Genomic DNA, 8058 nt, shown 5'->3' with positions numbered 1-8058 from the left:
AACCAGTGTCGTCTGTTTTGGGGCTGCTGCGCAGCCCAACGCAGGGCAAGCCTGCTCGCCACATGAGTACGCTCAGCCGTTCAATGAGCCCTGCAAACCTCTCACCGCTTCGACAACTCCATAATCATCCGACTCAACAAATAAACCCGTGGCGCCACGCTCTCCACCTCGGCATATTCTTCCGGCGTATGAATATTCCCACCGACAATCCCAAACCCATCCAACGTCGGCGTCCCGACCCCGGCTGACAAGCTCGCATCTGCGGCCCCGCCACTGCCTTCAATGGTCAGTTTGCGGCCCAGTTCGCCGTAGATTTCCTGGGCAATCGCGACCAATTTGTCTGACTCCGGCGTCTGTGGCATCGGCGGCAGGCCGCGCAACAGGCTTGTTTTCACTTCAGTGTCCGGGATCAACTTGTTGGCTGACACCCGCGCCAGGTCTTTTTCGATCCGATCAAACTCTTCCGGCAGTGCCGCGCGCACGTCGGCTTTGGCGGTGGCTTGGTCGGGGATGACGTTGGTGCGGTCGCCGGCCTTGATCACGGTGAAGTTGATGGTGGTTTTCTTCTCTTCATCGCCGAGTTTGCCCAGTTGCAGAATCTGGTGCGCGGCTTCCATGGCGGCGTTGCGGCCCAGTTCGGGGGCGACGCCGGCGTGGGCGGCTTTGCCTTTGACTTCGACCACGGCGGTGGCGCTGCCTTTGCGCCATACCACCAGGCCGTCGGCTGGGCGGCCGGGTTCCAGGTTCAAGGTTACGTCGTTGGCCTTGGCGGTTTTGCGGATCAGCTCGGAGGCGGCTTCTGAGCCGGTTTCTTCGCTGGCGTCGAGCAGGAAGGTGATTTGTGCGTAGTCCTTGAAGCCTTGGTTTTTCAGGACTTTGAGCGCGTAAATGCCGGCGACGATGCCGCCCTTGTCATCCATCACGCCGGGGCCATAGGCGCGACCGTCCTTGATATGAAACGGGCGCTCGGCGGCCGAGCCTTCCTTGAACACGGTGTCCATGTGCGCCATCAGCAGGATCTTGGCTTTGCCGGTGCCCTTGAGGGTGGCGATCACATGGCTGTTGTTGGCGGCTTTGTCCGGCACCAGCTCAATGCTGAAACCGAGTTGCTTGAGTTCATCCACGGCGATGTCGCGCACTTGGGTCAGGCCCGGCTCGTAGCCTGAACCCGAGTCGATATTCACCAGGCGCTCGAGCAGTTTCAGGGCCTCGGCCTTGTACTGTTCGGCATCCGCCTGGATCTGCTTGTGGGGTTCGGCACTGTAGGCCGGCACAGCGAAGGTCAGGGCCAGGGTGGCGGCCAGAAGGGTACGGGAGAAGGTGAAGAGCATGGACCGATCCTTGTTGTTGTGGGGAGGTGCAGCGCTACCCTACCCCACTAGACCGAGCGCAACCAACTGCCTTGCACGGAACTGACGCGGTTGCGCCCACTGCTCTTGGCTTCATACAGCGCCTGGTCGGCGTCGTTGAGCCAACTGGTGGAATCGGCGTGCGCCGGCTGGTACGGCGCCAGGCCAATGCTTAAGCTGGCGCGCAGGGTCGGGTCTTGCGCATAGGCCAGCGCGCTGAAGCGATCACGCAAAGCGTCCATCACTTCGGTGGCGCGATTGAGCGGCATGCCTGGCAAAATCACACAGAACTCGTCGCCGCCATAGCGCCCGGCCAGGTCGGACGCCCGCAGGTTCTGGCGCAACACCTTGCTGAGTTGGCGCAACACGATGTCGCCGGTGACATGCCCGTAGGTGTCGTTGATGGTCTTGAAATGGTCGATGTCGATCAGCGCAATGGCCGCGCCCACCTGTTCACGGCGGCAACGTTGAAACTCGATTTCCAGATGGTCCTTCCAGGCGCCGTGATTGAGCAGGCCGGACAGGCTGTCGGTGCGGCTCAAGGCCAGCAACTCGCGCTTGTGGCGGGCCAGGGTCACGGCCTGGCGGTAGCAGATCCAGCCCAGCGCCAGGGGATACAGCATCAGGATCGGCAGGCACGCATACAGCTGCGCCTCGCTGGTCACCGCGACAAACGCCGGCGCGAACACCAGCAGCGCGGCGCCGATGCCCAGCCCCTGCGCCACCCAGCCGGCGAGCATAAAGCGCGGCCCGCCGATGGCGACGTTGTTCATGGTCATCATCGACAGCGTGGTCACGCTGGGCAGCGGGTTGAAGTGCATGGCACCGACCCAGAAGCCGCCGCAAAACGAATCGAAGAGTAAATTACGCCGTTCGCTGCGCAGTGAGTTGCTCGCCAGGCGCGACAACTGGTAGGCCACGTGCGGCCACACAAACGCGTTAATCAGCATCCAGGCCCACACCCACAGCGACGGGTGCAAGGGGTACATGCCAAATACCACGCAGACAAAACCGAGCGTCAGCCCCAAGAGCCGCGATTTGAACAGGCGCGAAGCGAGCGGAAGTCCATTTCCTCCGGCGGCTGACATGGTGGGGTGTAATCCTGGATGAGTGCCTGGAGTCTAACAGGGCAACGTCAAAGCGCCACTACTGCTTACCTGCTAATACTTCAGTGCGAAAACCCGCGCGCCAGCATCAACGCAACACCCAATAGCAGCACCGCCGTGATCCGCTGCAACAGCACCCGGCGCTTGGGGTTTTCCAGCACGTGCTTGATGCGCTGGCCGAAATAGCAGTACAGGCAGCCGCTGGCAAACTGCAGGGTCAGAAACGTCAACCCGAGGATGGCGATATCCGCCGCCGAGCTATGCTCGCCTGCGCCTGCAAACTGCGGGAACACGGCGCTGAACATGATGATGGTCTTGGGGTTGGAAAACCCGGTGAGCAACCCCTTGCCGAACAGGCTGCGCGAGCCTTCCACGGCGCCGCCCTGGTTGATCGACACGCCGCTGCTGGTCCACTGCTTGTAGGCCAGGTACAGAATATAGGCCACACCGACAAACTGGATGGTCTGGGTAATGGCGAGGTTGCCCTTGATCAGTTCCGAAAAGCCCACGGCAAAGATCAGGATGGAAATCAGGTAGGACACACTGGCGCCGATCTGCGCCGGGATCGAACTGCGCAAGCCGTCCTTCAAGCCCAGGCTTAGCAGCAACAGGGTCATGGGGCCGGGGCTGAAGGTCATGGTGGCGCAAAACAGCAGGAAGTAGAGAAACGAAGACAGCGTTAACGCACTTGTCATGGGCCAGAACCTTGGAATGGTAAAAACAACAACGGGGCGCGCTTGAAACGCACGCCCCTGCGCCTGTCAGGCAACGGCAATTTCAGTGGTCAGGGATTCACGGTACATCAGCGCCAGGTCGGCCAGGGCGGCCTTCGCGGTCTGGTTGCGGGTTTCGAACGCCACCAGGCCCTTCCAGTTGGTTTCAACGATGGCCTGCACCACGTCGGCGTAATCACAGTTGCCGTCATGAATGCCGAAGTGCTGATCCTGCACGCCATTGTTGTTGCTGAAAGAAATACCCTTGATCAAGTGGTGATACTTGCGCACCACATCGGCCGGCAGGCCGTTCTCGATGTTGGCGTGGCCCGCATCCAGGAAGAAGTATACGTTGCCATGGGCCTTCAAGCGCTCGAACACAAACGCGTATTCGGCCTCATGGGTAAAGATGTAGTGGAACGGCCGGTAGTTGACGTAGTTGGACAGGTTCTCCAGGTAGATATCCGTGCCCTTGGCCTCGGCGTAGCTCGCCAGTTCCTGTACCGACTTGAGGTAGTGTTCCAGCGCAACTTTCTTGGCCATCAGCACCATTTTTGGCTCAACGATGCAGCCGCCGTGGATGATCAACGGCGCGCCCAGGCGGCTGGCGATATCAATCTCTTTTTTCACGTAGTCCACCGCCGCTGCACGGAACGCCTCGACGTCACTGCCCAGCGGCGCCTTGAAGTTGCCGTGGAAGATCGGCTTGACGCCGGTGGCGGCGATTTGCGCCTGCAGGCTTTCAATGCGCGCGTCGGTCCAGTCGTCGACCATCTCGCCGAACAGGCTGCCGTCGATGTACCAATGGGTGCAATCACCCTCGATAGCGGTTTGCAGGCCTTTTTCGGCGCTGAGGTATTTCTGGTGCGCCACGCCGGTACAGAACGGCACGGTGGGGTTGATCAGTTTGCTTTCCATGGAGCGATTCCTTTCGTTGATGGAGGGTTAGAGTTCAATGGCCATAAAGTCGGCCTTGGTCACGCCGCAGTCAGGGCATGTCCAGTCTTCCGGCACTTCTTCCCAAGGGGTGCCGGCCGGGATTCCGTCCTCCGGAATACCCAATTCTTCTACGTACATAAAACCGCAGGGGGCGCACATATAAGTCTTCATGAGAATGCGAAATCCATTGCTCGCGTGTAAGAAACTTCGCCAGTTTCCGGCGAGATGGCGCGCAGTCTAGGGCAGCGTCATTGCACAAGGCAGGTAAAGTGGTGCCTAATCCGGCCTAACTTCACCGGTAAAAGCACCGGCAAAGACAAGGAAGGTTTATGTTTGTATCCGCCATCGCTTTTGTGGAAGGCACGCCCAAGGTGCAGCAGATCGTCGACGCCTTCAGCCAGGCCATCGAGGCCGGTGAATGGGCACCCGGCAGCAAGTTGCCGTCGGTGCGTGAGCTGACCCAGACCCTGGGCGTCAGCAAGTTCACCCTCAACGAAGCACTGGACCGCCTGCGCGGGCGCCACCTGCTGACCTCAAGCCAGGGCCGCGGCTATTTTGTGGCGATGGAAACCGCACGCCCGGCCGCCGCGACCTGGGTCGACCTGCTGCCCCAAGACCTGCTCAGCGTGCTGCGCCGCCCGCTGGTCACCGCCAGCGGCGAGCTGCGCCCCGGTGGCGGGCACTTGCCGGAGGACTGGTTGAACGGCGAGGCCATCCGCCAAACGATGCGCAGCGTGGTGCGTGCGCCGTCACTGCGCATCGCCGGCCTGGGCACGCCGGCCGGGTTGCTACCCTTGCGCCAGGCCCTGCAACAGAAGCTGCACGGCGAAGGCTTGTCGGTACCGGTGGAACAGATCATCACCACGCCCAACACCGTGCAGGGCCTGGACATGCTCATGCGCCTGCTGGCGCGCCCCGGCGACACGGTGCTGCTGGACGCGCCGTGCTACTTCAACTTCCACGCCAACCTGGCCCTGCACGGGGTCAAAGTGGTGACCATCGAGCGGCGCCCCGACGGTTTTGACTTTACTGCCCTCGAACAGCTGCTGGCCGAGCATCGCCCCAGCCTGTACCTGACCACCAGCGTGCTGCATAACCCCACCGGCCATTCCTTCAGCCCCGGCCAGGCGTTTCGCCTGCTGCAACTGACCCAGCAGTACCATTGCCATATCGTCGAGGACGACCTCTACGGCGACCTGCATCCCAACCCGCCGCCGCGCCTGGCCGCCCTCGCCGGGCTGGATCAGGTCACCTACCTGTCCGGGTTCTCCAAGATCCTCAGCGCCAACACCCGCGTCAGCTACGTGGTGGCCGCGCCGCAATTGGCCGCCAACCTCACCAACATGAAGCTGATGAGCGGCGGCGTGACCTCGGAGCTGTTCGAGCAGATCGTCTACCGCATGCTCAGCGAAGGCAGCTACGCCAAGCACCGCAAGCGTATGGTCCAGCGTTTGATGGAGTCCGGCGGGCGCGTCGAACAATGGCTCAAGCGCTGTGGCTGCGAGCTGCCGATGGCGTATGAAGGCGGGATGTTTATCTGGGCGCGCCTGCCCAAGGGCGTAAACGGTGAACTGCTGGCCCAGGAGGCGTTGAAACGCAGCCTGGTGCTGGCGCCGGGCGCGCTGTTCGGCTACGACCCGGCGCACCTCAATTCGATGCGCTTCAATGTCGCCCACACTGATGAGCCGCGCGCCCAGCGGGTGTTCGAGGCGCTGTTGCTCAAGGCCGTGCGCCACTGATTTTTGCTTCGCCGTGTATCTGGTCAGCGCCAGATACACTGCAATACAAAGCGCACAAGGCAAAGGCTGCGGCGATGGCTAGACTGCGGCCAAGAGCATTTAACGAGGAAGGCAGCATGGATCATGTCGATCACATCCTGATCGTCGATGACGACCGGGAAATCCGCGAACTGGTGGGCAATTACCTGAAGAAAAACGGCATGCGCACCACCGTAGTCGCCGACGGCCGCCAGATGCGCAGCTTCCTCGACACTACCCCCGTGGACTTGATCGTGCTGGATATCATGATGCCCGGCGACGACGGCTTGCAGCTGTGCCGCGAACTGCGGGTGGGCAAGCACAAAGCCACGCCAGTGCTGATGCTCACGGCGCGCAACGATGAAACCGACCGCATCATCGGCCTGGAAATGGGCGCCGATGATTACCTGGTCAAGCCTTTCGCCGCGCGTGAATTGCTCGCACGCATCAATGCGGTATTGCGCCGCACACGCATGCTGCCACCGAACCTGATAGTGAGTGAAACCGGGCGGCTGATTCGCTTTGGTCGCTGGCGCCTGGACACCACCGCCCGCCACCTGCTCGACGAGGACGACACCCTGGTGGCCCTCAGCGGCGCCGAATACCGTCTGTTGCGGGTGTTTCTCGACCACCCGCAGCGCGTACTCAACCGCGACCAATTGCTGAACCTGACCCAGGGGCGTGACGCCGACTTGTTCGATCGCTCCATCGACCTGCTGGTGAGCCGCTTGCGCCAACGCTTGCTGGATGACGCCCGCGAACCGGCCTATATCAAGACCGTGCGCAGCGAGGGTTATGTGTTTTCACTGCCGGTGCAAATCCTCGGGGCCGAGCAATGAGGCCATGGCGGTTTGGCTGGCCGCGCACACTGGCGTCCCAACTGTCGCTGATTTTTCTGATCAGCCTGGTGTGTGCCCATGGGTTGTCATTCAGTGCGCAGTTCTACGAGCGCTATATCAGTGCGCGCACGGTGATGCTCGGCAACCTGGAAAACGACGTGTCCACCTCGGTGGCCATCCTCGACCGCCTGCCCGCCAACGAACGCGCCAGTTGGCTGGCGCGTCTCGACCGGCAGAATTACCGGTACTTGCTCAACGCCGGCGAGGCCGGTGAACCGATGACTAGCAACGATGTGCCAATGGCCGCCACCTCGATTGCGGACGCACTGGGCGAGCATTACGCTCTGACCTTTCGCGATATTCCAGGCATCCAGAAACACTTCCAGGTGCACCTGACCCTGGCCGATGGCAACCCGATCACCCTCGACGTACGCCCCGCCGCCCTGCCCGTAGCCTATTGGTTGCCGGTGGTGCTGGTGCTGCAACTGGCGCTGCTGCTCGGCTGCACCTGGGTCGCGGTGCGCCTGGCCGTGCGCCCGCTGACACGCTTGGCCCGTGCGGTCGAAACTCTCGACCCGAACGCTCACCCCACCCCCCTGGACGAAACCGGCCCGAGTGAAGTCGCGCATGCCGCCGCGGCGTTCAATGCCATGCAACAGCGCATTGCCGAATACCTCAAGGAACGCATGCAGATCCTCGCCGCGATTTCCCATGACCTGCAAACGCCGATCACCCGCATGAAACTGCGCGCCGAGTTTATGGACGACAGCGCCGACCGCGAAAAACTGTGGAGCGACCTGAGCGAAATGGAGCACCTGGTACGTGAAGGCGTGGCGTATGCGCGCAGCGTTCACGGCGCCACCGAGGCCAGCCACCGCATTGACCTGGACGCCTTTCTCGACAGCCTGGTGTTTGACTATCAGGACATGCAAAAGCAGGTCAGCCTGCGCGGCAAAAGCGCGCTGATCCTCGACACCCGCCCCCACGCGCTGCGCCGCGTGTTGGTGAACCTGGTGGACAACGCCCTTAAATTCGCCGGCAACGCCGAGCTGGAAGTCGGCTCGACAGCCAATGGGCAGTTGTCGATCAAGGTGTTGGACCAAGGCCCCGGAATTGCCGAAGACGAATTGGCGCAGGTGCTGCAGCCGTTCTACCGGGTAGAAAGCTCACGCAATCGCGGCACCGGCGGCACCGGGCTGGGGTTGGCGATTGCCCAGCAACTGGCGGTGGCGATCGGCGGCACGCTGACCTTGAGCAATCGGGTTGAAGGCGGCTTGTGCGCCGAGATTCGTTTGAGTCTTTAGCGCCCTGTTCTGTGGGGAGCAGGCTCGCCACATTGAGTGCACAGCTTTAAT

General features: G+C 61.8%; 8 protein-coding genes. 3 read left to right on the top strand and 5 right to left on the bottom strand.

Annotated features, from left to right (window positions below):
- Window positions 1-101: 101 nt before the first annotated feature.
- The 5 genes from FEM54_RS18225 to FEM54_RS18205 all read right to left on the bottom strand — a co-directional run bounded on the left by FEM54_RS18225 (window position 102) and on the right by FEM54_RS18205 (window position 4278).
- A complete protein-coding gene (locus tag FEM54_RS18225; RefSeq protein ID WP_138452306.1) occupies window positions 102-1331 on the bottom strand; it encodes a M20/M25/M40 family metallo-hydrolase in 1230 nt (409 codons plus the stop codon).
- Window positions 1332-1378: 47 nt separating this feature from the next.
- A complete protein-coding gene (locus tag FEM54_RS18220; protein ID WP_138452304.1) occupies window positions 1379-2437 on the bottom strand; it encodes a diguanylate cyclase in 1059 nt (352 codons plus the stop codon).
- Between the two features lie 80 nt (window positions 2438-2517).
- Window positions 2518-3150 carry a LysE family translocator gene (locus FEM54_RS18215; protein WP_017137772.1) on the bottom strand — a complete coding sequence of 211 codons (633 nt, stop codon included), beginning with the start codon at window positions 3148-3150 and terminating at the stop codon, window positions 2518-2520.
- Between the two features lie 66 nt (window positions 3151-3216).
- Window positions 3217-4086, bottom strand: coding sequence for a sugar phosphate isomerase/epimerase family protein (locus tag FEM54_RS18210; RefSeq protein ID WP_138452301.1), 870 nt, complete (start codon window positions 4084-4086; stop codon window positions 3217-3219).
- A gap of 27 nt (window positions 4087-4113) precedes the next feature.
- The gene (locus FEM54_RS18205; RefSeq protein WP_016968943.1) at window positions 4114-4278 is read right to left on the bottom strand and encodes a rubredoxin; all 165 of its coding nucleotides are present in this window, start codon (window positions 4276-4278) and stop codon (window positions 4114-4116) included.
- Between the two features lie 158 nt (window positions 4279-4436).
- On the opposite strand from FEM54_RS18205, the gene FEM54_RS18200 reads away from it, so the two are divergent.
- The 3 genes from FEM54_RS18200 to FEM54_RS18190 all read left to right on the top strand — a co-directional run bounded on the left by FEM54_RS18200 (window position 4437) and on the right by FEM54_RS18190 (window position 8007).
- Entirely contained in the window at window positions 4437-5846 is a 1410-nt protein-coding gene (locus FEM54_RS18200; protein ID WP_138452299.1) for an aminotransferase-like domain-containing protein, read from the top strand.
- Between the two features lie 116 nt (window positions 5847-5962).
- The gene (locus tag FEM54_RS18195) at window positions 5963-6703 is read left to right on the top strand and encodes a response regulator (protein WP_017137769.1); all 741 of its coding nucleotides are present in this window, start codon (window positions 5963-5965) and stop codon (window positions 6701-6703) included.
- Window positions 6700-8007 (top strand): ATP-binding protein, encoded by a 1308-nt coding sequence (locus FEM54_RS18190; RefSeq protein WP_017137768.1) that lies wholly within the window; start codon window positions 6700-6702, stop codon window positions 8005-8007. The genes FEM54_RS18195 and FEM54_RS18190 overlap by 4 nt, the downstream gene beginning before the upstream one ends.
- The last annotated feature ends 51 nt before the right edge of the window (window positions 8008-8058 follow it).

The sequence above is a fragment of the Pseudomonas edaphica genome (genome assembly GCF_005863185.1).
In the GTDB taxonomy this organism is placed as follows: domain Bacteria; phylum Pseudomonadota; class Gammaproteobacteria; order Pseudomonadales; family Pseudomonadaceae; genus Aquipseudomonas; species Aquipseudomonas edaphica.
The sequence above is the reverse complement of the archived record's forward strand: the minus strand, read 5'-3'. Positions and strand labels throughout refer to the sequence as shown.

Coding starts and splice junctions, on each gene's coding strand:
- FEM54_RS18220 (WP_138452304.1), bottom strand. CDS start 2,437: ATGTCAGCCGCCGGAGGAAATGGACTTCCGCTCGCTTCGCGCCTGTTC.
- FEM54_RS18195 (WP_017137769.1), top strand. CDS start 5,963: ATGGATCATGTCGATCACATCCTGATCGTCGATGACGACCGGGAAATC.
- FEM54_RS18205 (WP_016968943.1), bottom strand. CDS start 4,278: ATGAAGACTTATATGTGCGCCCCCTGCGGTTTTATGTACGTAGAAGAA.
- FEM54_RS18190 (WP_017137768.1), top strand. CDS start 6,700: ATGAGGCCATGGCGGTTTGGCTGGCCGCGCACACTGGCGTCCCAACTG.
- FEM54_RS18200 (WP_138452299.1), top strand. CDS start 4,437: ATGTTTGTATCCGCCATCGCTTTTGTGGAAGGCACGCCCAAGGTGCAG.
- FEM54_RS18225 (WP_138452306.1), bottom strand. CDS start 1,331: ATGCTCTTCACCTTCTCCCGTACCCTTCTGGCCGCCACCCTGGCCCTG.
- FEM54_RS18210 (WP_138452301.1), bottom strand. CDS start 4,086: ATGGAAAGCAAACTGATCAACCCCACCGTGCCGTTCTGTACCGGCGTG.
- FEM54_RS18215 (WP_017137772.1), bottom strand. CDS start 3,150: ATGACAAGTGCGTTAACGCTGTCTTCGTTTCTCTACTTCCTGCTGTTT.